Genomic DNA, 16,483 nt, shown 5'->3' with positions numbered 1-16,483 from the left:
TGATCACGTCCAACCATGACTCACGAAACGAAGACATCAACTGCGCGACCGACCACGCTCGAAGGCTGGGTAAAGCTGCTCGAGGGCGTGCACCTGCCGGTGCCCCAGGCCAGTCATGACCTGGTCTGCAAGGCCATTGCCGACAGTCGTCGGTCATTGCGTGACATCGCCGAGCTCATCCAGGACAGCCCTGCCCTGGCACTGAGCGTCATCCGCGAAGCCAACCATCACACCCATGGCAGCCTTGCAGAACCTGCGGAAAATCTCGAAGTGGCCATCAACCGCCTCGGTCTCAAGCGCACCGAAGAACTGCTTGCCCGCCTGCCCTCGTTGCCGGAGCAACTGATACCCGTTGCCCTGCGCCAGCTGCAATTGATCAGCCAACACGCGACACAACAGGCCAATGGTTTTTTTGCCAGCCGCCTGGCGCGGCTGTGGCAAGACATCCACTGGGGCAGCCTGTTGTTTCTGTCACCACTCTGGCCTCTGGCCCTGACTCACCCGCGATTGCTGGAAGAATGGGAATTGCGGGTCATCCATAAAGGCGAGCCGGCCAGCAAGGTGGAGCGCGAGCTGTTCGGCGTCGGCCTGCTGAAAATCTGTTTGGCGCTGGTGGAGACCTGGCGGCTGCCCGTCTGGGTCATACAGGGCTACCGCCTGTTACTCAATGAACGCCGCGAGTTGGTGAAAGTGCTGCGCATCGCCCGGGACAGCGAACACCCGCTGCGCCAGCAGAATCGCCTGGACGACGACCCGATCCTGCGACGCTGGCTCAATCAGCCGGCCAACACCGTGTTGCTGGCCAACGGCCTGGCCCTTTCAGCGCAACAGGCCTGGGACGGTCCTCACAGTGCCCGCTGGCAATACCTCACTAGTTTGTATCTGCAAATGTCCATGGATGAAATCCAGCAGCAATTGCACCAACAGGCCGTCAACAGTGCCCGCCATCACACCATGCCAGACCTCTGGCACCCGGCCGTGGCGCTGATCTGGCCCTGGGGCAGTCGTCGCATTCACCCCGGTTTGCTGCCAGCCGCCCCGCCCAGCGCCGAGGACCTGGGTCAATGGCGCAAACGATGTGCCGAATTGCTGGTGGAACCCAGCCCCTTCAGCAACGCTATCCACCTGACCACCTCGGCTCGGGATGCGCTGGTGGCGTGCGGTATGCGCCGGGTGATGATTCTGATGGCCGACCGCAGCCAGACCAGCGTGCGCGTACATCAAACCGCCGGCTTGCCCCAGGATGCAGCGGCCATGAGTTTCTCCATCAACCAGAGCAAGGTCTTGCAGCGCTTGCTGGCCCAGCAGGCCCAGGTGCGCCTTAACCCCGAGAACAATGCGCAGTTTTCCGCGCTGCTGCCGCCGGGCCTGCGCGGCCTATTCCGGGGTGAGCATCTGCTGTTGCGTTCCCTGACCTGCAACGGTCGGGTGATCATGCTGGTGGTCGTGGACCAGGGCGGCGGACCGTTCTCGGACGTGACCGTGCAGGCCTTCGGCAAAACCGTGCAATGCATCGAAAGAGCCCTGCATACCTTTACCAACCGCAGTCGCTGAACTTGCTACAATCGTTTCCCTTTGCGCCCCTGGAGACCTCACATGCCTGACTTCTCTGGCTTGCCGCTGGTGATCGAGCCGAGCGAGCTGCTGCCGCGCCTCGACGCCCGCGAACTGATCCTGGTGGACCTGACCAGCGCCGCCCGCTACAGCACCGGACACATTCCCGGCGCACGTTTCGTCGACCCCAAGCGCACGCAACTGGGCCTGCCCCCAGCGCCAGGCCTGTTGCCGGCCAAAGCCGATCTGCAAGCGCTGTTCGGTGAGCTCGGGCATCACCCGGATGCGGTCTACGTGGTCTATGACGATGAAGGCGGTGGCTGGGCCGGGCGCTTTATCTGGCTACTGGACGTGATCGGCCACTCGCACTACCACTACCTCGACGGCGGCCTGCTGTCGTGGCTGAACGAGGGCCTGCCCGTCTCCACTGAAGTGCCCGCACCCGTCGCCGGCGCGGTGAACCTGACGCTGCACGACGAACCCACGGCCACTCGTGAGTACCTGCAAAGCCGTCTCGGCGCCGCCGACCTGGCAATCTGGGACGCACGCGGCCCGCTGGAATACTCCGGCGAGAAAGTCGTCGCCGCCAGGGGTGGACACATTCCCGGCGCGATCAATTTCGAATGGACCGCCGGCATGGATCAGGCGCGCAACCTGCGCATTCGCAAGGATATGCCGCAGATCCTCGAGCAATTGGGCATCACGCCGGACAAAGAAATCATCACCCACTGCCAGACTCACCATCGCTCTGGCTTCACCTATCTGGTGGCCAAGGCGCTCGGTTATCCGCGAGTCAAAGGCTACGCCGGATCCTGGGGCGAATGGGGCAACCACCCCGACACCCCTATCGAGCTCTGAAGGTTCTTAAGGACAGTTAATGAAAAACCGTTTGTTCATCCTCTCTCAATACCTGTTGCCCCACCATCTGCTGTCGCGGTTGGCCGGCTGCATTGCCGAATGCCGCGTGCGCTGGTTCAAGAATGCCTTCACCGCGTGGTTCGCCAAGCGCTATCAAGTGGACATGTCCCAGGCCCTGGTGGAAGACCTGACCGCCTATGAGCATTTCAACGCATTCTTCACCCGCGCCTTGAAAGACGGCGCACGCCCACTGGACCCAACCCCGGGCGCGATCCTCAGCCCCGCCGACGGCGCCGTCAGCCAGCTCGGCCCGATCGAGCACGGCCGGGTATTCCAGGCCAAGGGCCACAGCTTCAGCGTGCTGGAACTGCTGGGCGGTGACTCGACCAACGCAGCGCCGTTCATGGGCGGCGACTTCGCCACCATTTACCTCTCGCCCAAGGACTACCACCGCGTGCACATGCCGTTGGCCGGCACCCTGCGGGAAATGGTCTACATCCCCGGACGGATCTTCTCGGTCAACCAGACCACTGCTGAAAACGTTCCGGAGTTGTTCGCACGCAACGAGCGCGTGGCGTGCATTTTCGACACCGAGCGCGGGCCGATGGCCGTGGTGCTGGTGGGCGCCATGATCGTGGCGTCCATCGAGACCGTCTGGGCCGGCCTGGTGACTCCACCCAAGCGTGAACTCAAGACTTTCCGCTATGACGAAGCCGCCCGCGCGCCGATCCATCTGGAAAAAGGCGCCGAACTGGGCCGCTTCAAACTGGGCTCCACCGCCATCGTGCTGTTCGGGCCGGACCAGGTGAAATGGGCCGAAGAACTGGTGGCCGGTTCACCCGTGCAGATGGGCCAGGGGCTGGCGCTGCCAAAGTCTGAATAAAAGATCAAATGTGGGAGCGGGCTTGCTCGCGATAGCGATTCTTCAGTCACCTTGATATCGACTGGTCCGACGCCATCGCGAGCAAGCTCGCTCCCCCAGGGTATCCAGCATAGATAGCGCACTTCTTTTGACTACAACTGCTAGAGTTGGAAACATCCCTTTCATTTCCCGCCGGAGCCCGTCCACGGCATGAATGAGACCAGCCCTCTCCAGTTATTGCGCGTCCTGGCCCCGACGCAATCACGCCTGTCGTTCTGCGACGCCACGCCACGCGACCTCAAGCGCTGGATCGCCAACCTGCCCAAGGCCAACATCGGCGAAACCGCCCGCTTGCTGTATCAGGCCCTCGGCGAACTCAACCAGTTACTCACGCCCAGCGATAATCGCCTGCAGTTGCTCGAATTGCTGCGACCCGAGGTGTATTACGTCTGCAAGCACCTGGAGCGGCACTTCCTGCAACAGGCCATCATGCTGGATGATCGCTCACGCAAGATCGTCAACCTGTGCCAGGCCCTGCAAACCCAACTGGCAATGGGCTACAAACAGATCGTGGCGCGCATCGCCCCGAAGTACACCAAGGACCAGGCCCGCCTGCTGAGCACCGCGCTGCAACGGGCGATGCATGCCCTCGACGGCACGCTGCTGCGTGTTACCCAGTTGTACAGTCCTGTGCCCGAAGGACTGTGGCTCGATTTGCATCAGTTGTACCGGATCGCCTGCCAGCACCGGTTGCAGCACCTCAACGTAAGCGATGAACTGGCTAGCCAGGTGCAACAGTTGAATGCCGAGCAAACCTATGTGGTCGCCCTGCTGCTGGGCGCCTCACGCAGCAATCAACTGCGCCAGGGCCAGATCGCACGGCTGGCCGAGGTACTGGAGTCCTGGAGCCAGTGGGTCAAGCTCGATCCGACCGCCGTCACCGCCAGCCTGTTCGCCGTCGCGCCGGAACTGGATGTCGGGCCGCGCTATCGCTCCAAGTTCAGGGCCGAGCAGCAGCCGACTTTGCAGGGGTTTGATCCACAACCACTGGTACGCGCGATTGCCGGCCATCTGGAACAACCCGCCGACCACACCCTGCCAGTCCCCGGCGGCATGAGCGCCGACACTTTGCATCACCTGCAAGCCGCCTGGGGCGAAGCCGCTGAACGCAGCTTTCAGCGTACCGAGGGCAATGGCACGCTCACGTTGTGCGTGGGCATGAGTGCGCTGCACTACTACCTCGGCGGCGAGCGCTCTTTCAGCGAGATCCTGAAAAACCCCAGCACGCGCAAGGCGCGCTTCGAGGCCTCGCCAACCAAGGCCAACGACACCTGGAAACAAGCCTTCGACGCCGCCCCGGCCGGCGACAGCGACCTGCTGCCCTATGAAGAAATCGAGTATCCGGTCAACCCGGCCGATGACGATGGCACCAGTTCCGACAACCAGCACCACTTCCCCACCTACGACCTGCCGATCATCAACCACAGCCCCGGCGGTTACTGCCTTGGCTGGCCAAAAGAGGTGCCGGAGCAGCTACAAGCCGGGGAAATGGTCGGCATTCGGGACACCAGCGATCAAGCCTGGAGCATCGCGGTGGTGCGCTGGATCCGCCAGGTGCGCAACGGCGCCATGCAAATGGGCATCGAACTGGTCGCGCCCCATGCCCAGCCTTGCGGACTGCAACTGGTGCGCGAAGAAAATGAGCACGGCCACTACCTGCGAGGGCTGTTGCTTCCCGAGATCAGCGCCATTGACCTGCCTGCCACCATGATCGCCCCGCGCCTGCCTTTTCAGGAGGGCCAGCACGTGCTGATCAATACCAATGGCCAGGAACGCCGGGCGGGGCTGGACCGACGGGTCACCAGCACCCACAGCTTCAACCAGTTTGCTTATCACCAGGAGGATTCAGGCGAGACCGGTGATGGCAACGACGCTGAGGGAGATTTTGATTCGTTGTGGAAGTCGCTGTAGGAGCTGCCGAGCGAAGCGAGGCTGCGATCTTTCCAAGAACAATTGAGTCTCAAGCGAAAGATCAAAAAATCGCAGCCTTCGGCAACTCCTACACAGGTAAGCGTCGGGCTTAAAGCTGCCCATCCCGATCCCTGAAGCCCAGCAGATACAACACCCCATCCAACCCCAGGGTTGAAATCGCCTGCCTGGCCGACTGTTTTACCAGCGGCTTGGCCCGGAACGCCACGCCCAAGCCGGCGATCGCCAGCATTGGCAGGTCGTTGGCGCCGTCGCCCACAGCGATGGTCTGCTCCAGGCGCAGGCCTTCCTTCTCGGCCAGCTCACGCAGCAGGTCCGCCTTGCGCTGGGCATCGACGATGGGCTCGACGGCCACGCCGGTCACCTTGCCATCCACCACTTCCAGTTCGTTGGCGAATACGTAGTCGATGCCGAGCTTGGCCTGCAGCTGCTTGGCGAAGTAGGTGAAGCCGCCAGACAGGATCGCCGTCTTGTAGCCCAGGCGCTTGAGTTCCGCGAACAGAGTCTCGGCACCTTCGGTCAGGCGCAGGGAGGCGCCGATGGCGTCCAGCACGTTGACGTCCAGACCTTTGAGCAGCGCCAGGCGCTCCTTGAAGCTGGCGCGAAAATCCAGCTCGCCGGCCATGGCACGCTCGGTAATGGCCGACACCTGGTCACCGACGCCGGCCGCCTTGGCCAACTCGTCGATGACTTCGGCTTCGATCAGCGTCGAATCCATGTCGAATACCGCCAGGCGGCGGTTACGACGGAACAGCGAGTCTTCCTGGAATGCGATGTCGACATTCAGCTCCTGGGCCACGCTCAGGAACTCGGCACGCAACGCCTGGGGATCGGCCGGTTCACCGCGCACAGAGAACTCGATGCAGCCCTTGCCCTTGTCGTCCGGGGTATCCAGCGGCATGCGCCCGGACAAACGGTCGATGTGATCGATGTTCAGGTCATATTTGGCGGTGATCGAACTGACGCGCTGCAACTGCTCGGCGGTGACCTTGCGAGTCAACAGGGTAACGATGTGGCGCTTCTTGCCCTGACCGGCCACCCATTGCTGGTAGTCGGCTTCGGAGACCGGGGTGAAACGCACCTGCTGGTCGAGTTTGTACGCGGTGAACAGGATGTCTTTAAGCACCGACTTGCTCTGTTCGGCGTCCGGGATTTCAACCAGGATGCCGAACGACAGCGTGTCATGAATCACCGCCTGACCGATGTCGAGAATGTTCACACCACCCTGGGCCAGAACGCCGGTAATGGCCGCAGTCAGACCCGGACGGTCGCTGCCAGTGATGTTTATCAGGACGATTTCGCGCAAGGCGCACCCCCGCAGGTGGAAAAAAACCGCATTCTACCCACATTCAGTGACCATCGGGCACCGCCAGTGCTTTGCCGGTCATGGGGCTGTCGCTATACTGCGCGTCAATTTCACGGACAAAGAGCCGAGCTCAGTGAACCGGCCCACGCCAGTCAAAACCGACAATTTCTTCCTGCTGATCTTCCGCGCACTGCGCCACCGTCGCGTGCCGATTGCATTGCGCATTGCCAGCCATAACGTGATTCTGGTCGCCCTGGCCCTGGTCATCTATGCCTGCGTGATGGGTCTGCAGTTCAAGCAGGCCATGCATGAGCAGGCCGATGCCCTGGGTGAGAGCCTGACCACCCAGACCGCAACCTCTGCCACCGAGCTGCTGGTGTCCAACGATATCCTCAGTCTCAACGTGCTGCTCAACAACCTGACCAAGAACAAACTGGTGGCCCATGCTGCCATCTACAGCGTGGACAACCGCATCCTCGCCGAGGCCGGCCAGCGTCCCAAGCCTGGCCTGCTGGGCGAATCCGGCGGCATGTACCAGAGCAAGATCACCTTCCAGGACGTGACCGCCGGGCAACTGCGCATCAGCCTGGACATGGATCAGTTCCAGCAACCGATGACCATCAGCCTGCAAAGCATGGGCATCCTCAGCGCGATACTGCTGGCGCTGGCCTTGGCCTTGAGCCTGCGCCTGGGCCGACACATCTCCACGCCACTGCTGCAATTGCGCGTCTGGCTGCGGGACATCGACGAACACACCCCGGCCACCCAGCGCCAGGACGAAATCGGCGACCTGGCCCGGCAACTGCACGCCAGTTTCGCGCCGGAGCCTGAACCCGTGCCGGAGCCTGAGGACATCGATTACGTTGACGACGATGCCGAGCCAGGTTTCGAAGTGCGCAACCTGCGCGACCCGGGCTTCGACGAAAGCCAGCCGATGCCAGCCGCCAAAGCGGCTCCACGCCACGTGGTACGCACCGTTGAAGACGATGAAGACGACGACGCCTTTGCCGACCTGCGGGACGAATCGGTCGCTGGCACGCCGCAACCCGTCGCCCGGCCTGTCGCCTCGAACCAGCCACAGCACAGTGCCGTGCTGGCCGTGCAATTGGGCGCCCAGGAACAACTGCGCCGCCTGCCCCAGGCACGCCTGAAGGAGCTACTCGAACGCTACCGTGACTGCCTCGACCAGGCTGCGTCGCTTTATCAGGGCGAAGTGCACACCTTGAACGACGGCAGCACGCTGATGCTGTTCCACACCGAGGACAGCGGTGACGACTACCTGACCAACGCCATTTGCTGCGGTGAGTTACTGCGGGCCCTGGGTCACCAATTGCAGATCGAGGTCGCCGACAGCGGAATCACCCTGCAATTGCAACTGGGCCTGACCCTGGGTGATGGGCTGTTCGGCCTGAGCCAGATCGACCTGTTGCTGACCGAAACCGCCCAGGACGCCCTGGCCCTGTCGCAACACAGTCGCAACCTGCTGCTGGTGGAGCGCAAGATCAATGACAATGCGCTGATCCGCCAACGCGCACGCATTCGCCCCATCGCCAGCCCGGAAGGCGCGTGCTGCGTGGAGCGCCTGATGGAGCCTTACCCATCGATGCTGGAACGGCAACTGGCACGGATGCATGAACGCCAGGCCTGAGCCTCAGCACTTGAAATGACGAAGCCCGCAGATGAGTGATTGTCTGCGGGCTTTTTTGTTGCCGTCATTGGCCTCTTCGCGAGCAAGCCCGCACACATTGGATCAGTGACTTGCACAGATCACTTGTGGGAACGGGCTTGCTCGCAAAGGCGTCAGGACAGACAGCACAAATCCAGACTACAGATTCGCGCCCATCCAACACATCCTAGCGATCAGACTCAAACGAATACTCAAATGAAACCTGTGCCGGCTCGCCATGGCCAGCCACGTAGCTGCCATTACCACTCAGATTGACCAACTCCCCGCTGCCGGCGCCTTCCACGACACTCCAGGTACTGCGCGCCTTGCCTTCGGAAAATGATCCCGAATGCCGGGCAACAAATGTTCCGCGCTTACCGGCCACCACCGCACAAATGCGCTCAAAACCCACGAAGCACGCGGTGCCATCAGTGCTATAGGACATCAGGTATTCGACGCTACTGGTTCCCTCGATGGCACCGGAATAGGACTGCGTGATGTTGGCATGGGAAAGTTTTGGAGCGTCCTCAAGAATTTGCGACGGCTTCTCATCCCAACCGGTTATCTGAAAGGTGCAACTGACGGTCGTTTTCATAGGGGTTTAACTCTTCCTTGTCGTTCTGTGGGAGGCCCGATTCGCCGGGCACTCATCTTGCCTGACGTCCACCAGGAATAAGAGCCCTTGCACCCCAGAAACAACAAAGCCCGCGTCAACGCGGGCTTTGTTTTGCATCCAGTCCTGGCGTCAGAACCTGAACACTTCCATGTCCGTGCGAATAGGCAAGGCCATGGGAATCTTGTCCTTTTCCTTTTCTACCGGCTTGGCCGGGGCAGGAGCGGGCTTGCGTGGAACTTCTGCGATAGGAGGCTGGTTGGCCAACGGCTTGAGCGATACGGACAACTGCTCAGCCAGGCGCTGCAGAAGCACACCTTGAGCCTGGACTTGCGCCGCGGTCGTGCCAGCATGTTGCTCTTGCAGATGAATGATGCGGTTCTCGCGAACCTTGCCGCGACGGTCGATCAACCGCCATTGCGCATCGAGCACCGCCGGTTGCGATTTGCCCGAGTCCAGACGGGTAATCGACAGCAACACCTGGACATCCGGTGTGAAGCCTTGGGTGGCCGGCGCCAATACGACGCGCTGGCTGTCCAGATGCCCGGCGACCTGACGCAACAGCAACTGGTCGATGTCCGAGGACAGACTACCGGCCCAGCGGCCATCAGTGGCGGCCTGCAGGCTGCCATCCGATTGACGCTGCAATAAGGTTTCGCGTTGCAGGTAGTCGGCGATCAGCACCGGCCCCAGCAATACCGCCATGCCTGCACTTTGCGCAGGCTGGGCCGGAGTTCCGCTGTCGAGTTGATACAGCGACACCGGTTGATTAACGCTGCAACCCGCCAGGCCAAGCAGGCCAGCGAGCCACAAAATAGGAAGGCGCAGAGCAGTCATCGTCCCGTCCAGGTGGCGGCCACAAGGCTTACCACAGTGAAAAATACTCGGTCATTATGAAGAACGCTCGGCCACGCCGGCGCTTGAAAGGGCCTATCATCCGTGAATATGCTTCCCGACTCCAGCGCGAAAGCATCGGCCTGCGGCTTTTAATCGCAGACCGAGCGCTCTAGGACGCTTAATTCAGGTTTTCGACGAGCAGTGCATCGACCCGCTGAAACCCTCTTGGAAGCTTGTTGCCCCGCCGACCGCGTTCACCTTTGTAATGTTCAAGATCGTCTGCCTTCAATGAAAGCGTACGCTTGCCAGCCTGTAGCACAAGCGTGGCACCTTCCGGTAACACTGCAATATCCGTGACATATTCCTCGCGGCTTGCCACCCGTTCGCCGGAAATCCCGATAATCTTGTTGCCTTTGCCTTTACCCAACTGTGGCAAGTCGCTGATTTTGAAGACCAGCAGCCTGCCCTCCGTCGTCACCGAAGCCAGCCAGTTGCTTTCCCGATCCGCAACAGGCCGCGGCGCAATCACCTTGGCGTTGTTCGGCAGGCTCAACAACGCCTTGCCCGCCTTGTTCTTGGCTTGCAGATCCTCGCCCTTGACCACGAAGCCGTAACCCGCGTCCGATGCAATAACGTACAGCCCATCATCATCAGGCATCAGCACGCATTCAAAAGTTGCACCCGGTGGCGGAGTTAATCGACCCGTCAATGGTTCGCCCTGACCGCGAGCCGATGGCAGGGTGTGCGCCGGCACCGAATAACTGCGGCCGGTGGAGTCGACAAACACCGCAAACTGGTTGGAACGCCCGGCCGCCAAGGCCTTGAAACCGTCCCCGGCCTTGTAGGAAAGCCCCGTAGCGTCGATGTCGTGGCCCTTGGCGGAACGCACCCAGCCTTTTTCCGACAGCACGACGGTGACTTTCTCGTTCGGCAGCAGATCGTGCTCGGTCAGCGCCTTGGCTTCGGCACGCTCGACGATGGGCGAGCGACGGTCATCGCCATAGGTTTCGGCGTCCTTGATCAGCTCGGTGCGTACCAGCTTCTTGAGCTTGGCTTCACTGCCCAGCAAGGCTTGCAGCTTGGCTTGCTCCTTGAGCAGTTCATCCTGTTCGGCGCGCAACTTCATCTCTTCCAACCGCGCCAATTGCCGCAGGCGAGTGTCGAGGATGTAGTCGGCCTGGATTTCGCTCAGGGCAAAGCGCGCGATCAGGCTGGTCTTGGGGTGCTCCTCGGTGCGGATGATGTGGATCACTTCATCGAGGTTGAGGTAGGCAATCAGCAAACCGTCCAACAGGTGCAAGCGGCGCTCGACCTTGTCCAGACGGAATTGCAGGCGCCGGCGCACGGTCTTCACCCGGAACTCCAGCCACTCCACCAGCAACGCCCGCAGGTTTTTCAACTGCGGCTTGCCGTCCAGGCCGATGATGTTGATGTTGACCCGGTAGCTGGACTCCAGGTCGGTACTGGCGAACAGGTGTTGCATCAGCGCGTCGTGATCGACCCGGCTGTTGACTGGGATGATCACGATGCGGCACGGGTTTTCGTGGTCGGACTCGTCACGCAGGTCGGCCACTTGCGGCGCTTTCGACGGTTTTGCCTGCATCATCGCGGCAATTTGTTCCAGCACCTTGGCCCCGGAGACTTGATGCGGCAACGATGTGACGATGATGTCGCCGTCTTCGATGTGGTACACGGCGCGCATGCGCACCGAACCGCGGCCGGTCTCGTAGATTTTCAGCAGATCGGCGCGCGGCGTGATGATTTCCGCTTCGGTCGGGTAGTCCGGTCCCTGGATATGCTCGCAGAGTTGCTCGACCGTGGCTTTCGGCTCGTCCAGCAGCCGCACGCACGCCGCGGCCACTTCCCGCAGGTTGTGGGGCGGTACGTCAGTGGCCATGCCCACGGCGATGCCGGTGGTACCATTGAGCAGGATATTCGGCAAACGTGCCGGCAACACCAGGGGTTCATCGAGGGTGCCGTCAAAGTTCGGCCCCCAGTCCGCCGTGCCTTGGCCCAATTCGCTGAGCAGCACTTCGGAATAACGCGACAGCCGCGCCTCGGTGTAACGCATGGCCGCGAACGACTTGGGATCGTCCGGCGCACCCCAGTTGCCCTGCCCGTCCACCAGGGTGTAGCGATAGCTGAACGGCTGGGCCATCAGCACCATGGCTTCATAGCAGGCCGAGTCGCCATGGGGATGGAACTTACCGAGCACATCACCGACGGTCCGTGCCGACTTCTTGTGCTTGGAGTCGGCGTCCAGCCCCAACTCACTCATGGCATAGATGATCCGCCGCTGGACCGGCTTCAATCCGTCGCCGATGTGCGGCAGGGCGCGGTCCATGATCACGTACATGGAGTAATTGAGGTAGGCACTTTCGGTGAAGTCAGCCAGCGATCGGCGCTCTACGCCGTCTAAGCTGTCTGCAAGAATGTCGCTCATGCGGGCCTCATCAGTTCGTTGTCTGGCGCAGCAGCATGGTGCCGTCGCGCTGGGTGAATTCAAGTTTGTTCAGGGCGCTCATGCCCAGCAGCACTTGCGTGCCACCCAGGCCTGGCGCCACCAGGGCACGGACATCGCGCAAGACGATGTCACCCAATTGCAGCCGGTCGATGCGGGTGCGATAGCCCTCGCTCAAACCGTTGGCGGTACTCAACGTCACGCCGAAACCTTTTTCCAACTTGAGGCGCTCGGCCAGCTCCACCGGAATCGCCACGTCGGTGGCGCCCGTGTCGAGCATGAAATCCACCGGCTGGCCGTTGATCTGGCCGCTGGCGACGAAATGCCCCTGCACATTGCCGACCAACTTCACCTCGATAAACCCTTCGCCCCGTTGCGAATACACCTGGGTATTGGGGTTTTGCTGGCGCTGCTCCCACTGGGCAAAAAACCGCGTCGCCAGAAACAGCGCCGCGCACCAGGCCAATATCATCAACACCCGGCCGGCGCGCTTGCCCGGCGGTTGCTGGCTCATGGCGAGGCGCTCCAGCCACCGTCCGGCGCGGCGAAGCGCCAGATGATCGGCCGCGTTTCGCCGTCGGCGCGGGCGCCATCGTTGTTGTCCAGGCCGATCCAGGCACCCTCGGCGTCCACCACCAGCGCTTCGGCCAGCCCGTAGGCCTGGGGATAACGACGGTTGTCCTGCAACGCTTCGGTGGCGAACGACCAGCAGCGCTCCACCTTGGCGGTCTGCGGGTCACGGCGACAGACCTGAAAGGCGTTGCGCTCCAGGGTAAACAGTTTGCCGTTGAACAATGACAGGTCGGCGAAATCCCGTGAAACCGCCTTGGGATCAGGGAACTGCACCGGCTGCATTTCCTTCCCCGCTTCACTGAGCAGCACGCAATTGCCATCGCAGTCCCACACCGTTTGCTGACGCTTGATCAGCAACAGGCCACGGCGTTCGCGCTCCGCCGCCAGCCACAACTGATCACCAGCCGGGTTGACCGCCAGGCCTTCGAACAAGGCATTGAAATGCAGCAACATGCCGCTGCCCCGGGCCTGACGGATCAATGTTGGGGCGATTTTCAACCAGGACGCAGGCCCCGACGGCGGTACCTGCAACACCGCGGCATGGGACTCGCTGACCACATAGCGGTTGCCGGCACTGTCACAGCTGATGCCTTCGAAATCCAGCTCACCACCGCGCAAGAACGACGCCGCCCAGGTTCGAGACTTCAAGCCCCAGGGGAAACCACTGTCCGGCACCGCAGGCACCTCGATATCCACCACCTCAGCCTGCCAGACCGGAGCCTCGGACGGCGCGAGACGGTAGATCCGATCATCGTCGCGATCAGACACCGTCCACATTTCGCCGCCACACAGAGCCAGCCCGGACAGGTTGCCGCCACGCAGGCCATCGACGGCATGCTCGGACAGCAACTTCAGCTCCGGTGCAGGACCTGCTGCCACACCCCCTACCCACAACAGTAACGCCAGGGCGAAACCGTTGCGCATCAGGCCAGCACCTCAGCCAGGTCGCCTTTGGATTCCAACCAGGTCTTACGATCGCCGGCGCGTTTTTTCGCCAGCAGCATGTCCATCATTTCCGACGTGGCTTCGAAATCATCCAGGGTCAACTGCACCAGGCGGCGGGTGTTCGGATCCATGGTGGTTTCGCGCAGTTGCGGCGGGTTCATCTCGCCCAGGCCCTTGAATCGGGTGACCTGGGGCTTGCCGCGTTTCTTCTCGGCCACCAGGCGGTCGAGAATGCCGTCACGCTCGGCCTCGTCCAAGGCATAGTAAATCTCCTTGCCCAAGTCGATACGGTACAGCGGCGGCATCGCGACGTAGACGTGACCGGCGTCCACCAACGGGCGGAAATGCTGGACGAACAACGCGCAGAGCAACGTGGCGATGTGCAGGCCGTCGGAGTCGGCGTCGGCGAGGATGCAGATCTTGCCGTAGCGCAACTGGCTCATGTCCTCGGCGCCCGGATCGACGCCGATGGCCACCGCAATGTTGTGCACTTCCTGGCTGGCCAGCACTTCGCTGCCGTCCACTTCCCAGGTGTTGAGGATCTTGCCCCGCAGCGGCAGGATCGCCTGGAACTCTTTATCCCGCGCCTGCTTGGCCGAACCACCGGCGGAGTCACCTTCCACCAAAAACAGCTCGGAACGCATCGGGTCCTGCCCGGCGCAATCGGCGAGCTTGCCCGGCAATGCCGGCCCTTGGGTGATGCGCTTGCGCTCGACCTTTTTACTGGCCTTAAGGCGGCGCCCGGCGTTATTGATCGCCAGCTCCGCCAGGGCCAAACCGGTTTCCGGGTTGGCATTGAGCCACAGGCTGAACGCATCCTTGACCACCCCGGAAACAAACGCCGCCGCTTCACGGGACGACAGGCGCTCCTTGGTCTGGCCGGAGAACTGCGGTTCCTGCATCTTCATCGACAGGACAAAGGCGATGCGTTCCCAGACGTCTTCCGGCGCCAGCTTCACGCCACGGGGCAGCAGGTTGCGGAACTCGCAGAACTCGCGCATGGCATCGAGCAAACCCTGGCGCAACCCGTTGACGTGAGTGCCGCCCTGGGCCGTAGGGATCAAGTTGACGTAGCTTTCCTGGACGCTTTCGCCGCCTTCGGGCAGCCACAACAGCGCCCAGTCCACCGCTTCTTTATTACCGGCCAGGCTGCCGCAGAACGGCTCGTCGGGCAGACGTTCGAAACCGTTGACCGCGTCCACCAGATACGAACGCAGGCCATCTTCGTAATGCCACTCGACTTTCTCGCCGGTGGCCTTGTCCTCGAAACTGACCAGCAACCCCGGGCACAGCACGGCCTTGGCCTTGAGCACATGCTTGAGGCGGCTGACGGAAAACTTCGGCGAATCGAAATATTTCGGGTCCGGGGCGAAATACACGCTGGTCCCGGTGTTGCGCTTGCCGACGGTGCCGATCACTTCCAGCTCAGTGGCCTTGTAGCCATCGGCGAACGTCATCTGGTATTCGTTGCCGTCACGCTTGACCCGTACTCGGACCTGAGTCGACAAGGCGTTGACCACGGAAATACCCACCCCGTGCAAACCGCCGGAGAACTGGTAGTTCTTGTTGGAAAACTTGCCGCCCGCGTGGAGCTTGGTGAGGATCAGCTCGACACCGGACACGCCCTCTTCAGGGTGAATGTCCACCGGCATGCCGCGACCGTCGTCGCTGACTTCCAGCGAATGGTCGGCGTGCAGGATGACCTGCACCGACTTCGCATGCCCGGCCAAGGCTTCGTCGACGCTGTTGTCGATGACTTCCTGGGCGAGGTGGTTCGGCCGACTGGTGTCGGTGTACATGCCGGGACGCTTGCGCACCGGGTCGAGGCCCGAGAGGACTTCGATGGCGTCTGCGTTATAAGAGCTAGCGCTGGGAGTGGCCATGGGGTCTCGTCGTCAGTGTTCAATGAAAAAGGGGCGATGGGCTCACAGCGACGTGAAGTCGATCGCCTGGTACAAATCGGCGCCAATGCCGGCAAAACTCAACAGCGCCGGCAACTGCTGGGCAAACCCTTGGAAACTGTGGTCGCCGCCGGCCTGGATACGCAAGGCACAGGCGCGGTAATACTGCTGGGCGTGGCGATAATCCAGCGTTTCGTCACCGGTTTGCAACCATACCTGAAACCGCTGCGGATCCCGGGGCGCCGGCACTTCCAGTTCGGCCAGGGCCGTGACGTGGTCGTGGGTCAACTCCCAGGTTTCGTCGGTGTACAAATTCTTCTGCGTGCCCAGGTAACCGTCAAACATCCGATGGGGGCTAACGGCAGGGTTGACTAGCAGGGCCTTGAGGCCGTGGCGCTCGGCCAAGTGAGTCGCATAGTAGCCGCCGAGCGAGCTGCCGACCAGCAGCGGCCGCCCCAGTTGTGCAATCGCCTGCTCCAGCTGACCGATGGCCTGGCGGGGGTGGTGGTGCAAGGCGGGTACCTGTAATTGGTCGCTCAGGCCCAGGCGTGCCATCACCTCGGTCAACTGGCAGGCTTTGGTCGATGCTGGGGCGCTGTTGAAGCCATGGATATAAAGGATAGAACCCGACATTGCCGACTCCCTGGGTGTTGGGCAAAGGCCGGAGTTTACAGGGAGTTTGTGGGGGTTTGGGGGATTTGACCGTCTTGTTGTCGCCGATGATCAGTTGATCACGGTGCCTGTGGGAGCAAAGCTTGCTCGCGATGGCGGCCTGACAGCCGGCCGGGATGTTTTTGACTGAGTACATATCCATTTTCGCGGTAACGGCTACTTATGGTTTCGCCCTTACGGCCATCCCTTTCAAGGTCTTAGGTAAAATCCCCTGAAGTTTCTATCAGGGATACCAGAACGATGTGG

Annotated in this window: 13 protein-coding genes; 5 read left to right on the top strand and 8 right to left on the bottom strand. The window is 61.7% G+C overall.

Features of this window, described 5'->3' with window-relative positions; genetic code table 11:
• Nucleotides 1-15: 15 nt before the first annotated feature.
• From ACWNZ1_RS21645 to ACWNZ1_RS21630, 4 genes are all read left to right on the top strand, one after another.
• Nucleotides 16-1,554, top strand: coding sequence for an HDOD domain-containing protein (locus ACWNZ1_RS21645; RefSeq protein WP_265072633.1), 1,539 nt, complete (start codon nt 16-18; stop codon nt 1,552-1,554).
• A 42-nt stretch (nt 1,555-1,596) separates the two neighbouring features.
• The gene (rhdA, locus tag ACWNZ1_RS21640; RefSeq protein ID WP_256454149.1) at nt 1,597-2,412 is read left to right on the top strand and encodes a thiosulfate sulfurtransferase; all 816 of its coding nucleotides are present in this window, start codon (nt 1,597-1,599) and stop codon (nt 2,410-2,412) included.
• Between the two features lie 19 nt (nt 2,413-2,431).
• Nucleotides 2,432-3,295, top strand: a complete 864-nt coding sequence (asd, locus tag ACWNZ1_RS21635) for an archaetidylserine decarboxylase (RefSeq protein ID WP_135843412.1) — start codon at nt 2,432-2,434, stop codon at nt 3,293-3,295.
• A 189-nt stretch (nt 3,296-3,484) separates the two neighbouring features.
• Nucleotides 3,485-5,245, top strand: coding sequence for a molecular chaperone (locus tag ACWNZ1_RS21630; protein ID WP_256454148.1), 1,761 nt, complete (start codon nt 3,485-3,487; stop codon nt 5,243-5,245).
• 109 nt (nt 5,246-5,354) lie between these two features.
• Here ACWNZ1_RS21630 and serB read toward each other — a convergent pair whose 3' ends face one another.
• The gene (gene serB / locus ACWNZ1_RS21625; RefSeq protein WP_135843410.1) at nt 5,355-6,569 is read right to left on the bottom strand and encodes a phosphoserine phosphatase SerB; all 1,215 of its coding nucleotides are present in this window, start codon (nt 6,567-6,569) and stop codon (nt 5,355-5,357) included.
• 133 nt (nt 6,570-6,702) lie between these two features.
• Here serB and ACWNZ1_RS21620 point away from each other — a divergent pair, with 133 nt between their 5' ends.
• Nucleotides 6,703-8,217, top strand: a complete 1,515-nt coding sequence (locus tag ACWNZ1_RS21620; protein ID WP_135843409.1) for an AhpA/YtjB family protein — start codon at nt 6,703-6,705, stop codon at nt 8,215-8,217.
• A gap of 205 nt (nt 8,218-8,422) precedes the next feature.
• On the opposite strand, the gene ACWNZ1_RS21615 is transcribed toward ACWNZ1_RS21620, so the two are convergent.
• The 7 genes from ACWNZ1_RS21615 to ACWNZ1_RS21585 form a co-directional block, all read right to left on the bottom strand.
• Complete coding sequence (locus tag ACWNZ1_RS21615; RefSeq protein WP_256454147.1) at nt 8,423-8,830, bottom strand: DUF3224 domain-containing protein; 408 nt, start codon at nt 8,828-8,830, stop codon at nt 8,423-8,425.
• Nucleotides 8,831-8,980: 150 nt separating this feature from the next.
• Nucleotides 8,981-9,685 (bottom strand): PqiC family protein, encoded by a 705-nt coding sequence (locus ACWNZ1_RS21610; RefSeq protein ID WP_135843407.1) that lies wholly within the window; start codon nt 9,683-9,685, stop codon nt 8,981-8,983.
• 178 nt (nt 9,686-9,863) lie between these two features.
• Nucleotides 9,864-12,128 (bottom strand): DNA topoisomerase IV subunit A, encoded by a 2,265-nt coding sequence (parC, locus tag ACWNZ1_RS21605; RefSeq protein ID WP_135843406.1) that lies wholly within the window; start codon nt 12,126-12,128, stop codon nt 9,864-9,866.
• A gap of 10 nt (nt 12,129-12,138) precedes the next feature.
• A complete protein-coding gene (locus ACWNZ1_RS21600) occupies nt 12,139-12,660 on the bottom strand; it encodes a retropepsin-like aspartic protease family protein (RefSeq protein WP_135843405.1) in 522 nt (173 codons plus the stop codon).
• Nucleotides 12,657-13,643, bottom strand: coding sequence for an esterase-like activity of phytase family protein (locus ACWNZ1_RS21595; RefSeq protein WP_280944639.1), 987 nt, complete (start codon nt 13,641-13,643; stop codon nt 12,657-12,659). Before ACWNZ1_RS21595 ends, ACWNZ1_RS21600 begins: the two co-directional genes overlap by 4 nt.
• Nucleotides 13,643-15,547 carry a DNA topoisomerase IV subunit B gene (parE, locus tag ACWNZ1_RS21590; protein WP_135843403.1) on the bottom strand — a complete coding sequence of 635 codons (1,905 nt, stop codon included), beginning with the start codon at nt 15,545-15,547 and terminating at the stop codon, nt 13,643-13,645. The genes ACWNZ1_RS21595 and parE overlap by 1 nt, the downstream gene beginning before the upstream one ends.
• Nucleotides 15,548-15,589: 42 nt before the next feature.
• The gene (locus ACWNZ1_RS21585; RefSeq protein WP_256454144.1) at nt 15,590-16,198 is read right to left on the bottom strand and encodes a YqiA/YcfP family alpha/beta fold hydrolase; all 609 of its coding nucleotides are present in this window, start codon (nt 16,196-16,198) and stop codon (nt 15,590-15,592) included.
• Between the last annotated feature and the right edge of the window lie 285 nt (nt 16,199-16,483).

Source organism: Pseudomonas sp. CFBP 5748 (genome assembly GCF_053850495.1).
The sequence above is the reverse complement of the archived record's forward strand: the minus strand, read 5'-3'. Positions and strand labels throughout refer to the sequence as shown.

What these genes read in the sequence shown, in the direction of transcription:
- ACWNZ1_RS21585 (WP_256454144.1), bottom strand. Translation starts at nt 16,198, where the DNA reads ATGTCGGGTTCTATCCTTTATATCCATGGCTTCAACAGCGCCCCAGCA.
- ACWNZ1_RS21610 (WP_135843407.1), bottom strand. Translation starts at nt 9,685, where the DNA reads ATGACTGCTCTGCGCCTTCCTATTTTGTGGCTCGCTGGCCTGCTTGGC.
- ACWNZ1_RS21595 (WP_280944639.1), bottom strand. Translation starts at nt 13,643, where the DNA reads ATGCGCAACGGTTTCGCCCTGGCGTTACTGTTGTGGGTAGGGGGTGTG.
- ACWNZ1_RS21615 (WP_256454147.1), bottom strand. Translation starts at nt 8,830, where the DNA reads ATGAAAACGACCGTCAGTTGCACCTTTCAGATAACCGGTTGGGATGAG.
- parE (WP_135843403.1), bottom strand. Translation starts at nt 15,547, where the DNA reads ATGGCCACTCCCAGCGCTAGCTCTTATAACGCAGACGCCATCGAAGTC.
- rhdA (WP_256454149.1), top strand. Translation starts at nt 1,597, where the DNA reads ATGCCTGACTTCTCTGGCTTGCCGCTGGTGATCGAGCCGAGCGAGCTG.
- parC (WP_135843406.1), bottom strand. Translation starts at nt 12,128, where the DNA reads ATGAGCGACATTCTTGCAGACAGCTTAGACGGCGTAGAGCGCCGATCG.
- asd (WP_135843412.1), top strand. Translation starts at nt 2,432, where the DNA reads ATGAAAAACCGTTTGTTCATCCTCTCTCAATACCTGTTGCCCCACCAT.
- ACWNZ1_RS21630 (WP_256454148.1), top strand. Translation starts at nt 3,485, where the DNA reads ATGAATGAGACCAGCCCTCTCCAGTTATTGCGCGTCCTGGCCCCGACG.
- ACWNZ1_RS21645 (WP_265072633.1), top strand. Translation starts at nt 16, where the DNA reads ATGACTCACGAAACGAAGACATCAACTGCGCGACCGACCACGCTCGAA.
- ACWNZ1_RS21600 (WP_135843405.1), bottom strand. Translation starts at nt 12,660, where the DNA reads ATGAGCCAGCAACCGCCGGGCAAGCGCGCCGGCCGGGTGTTGATGATA.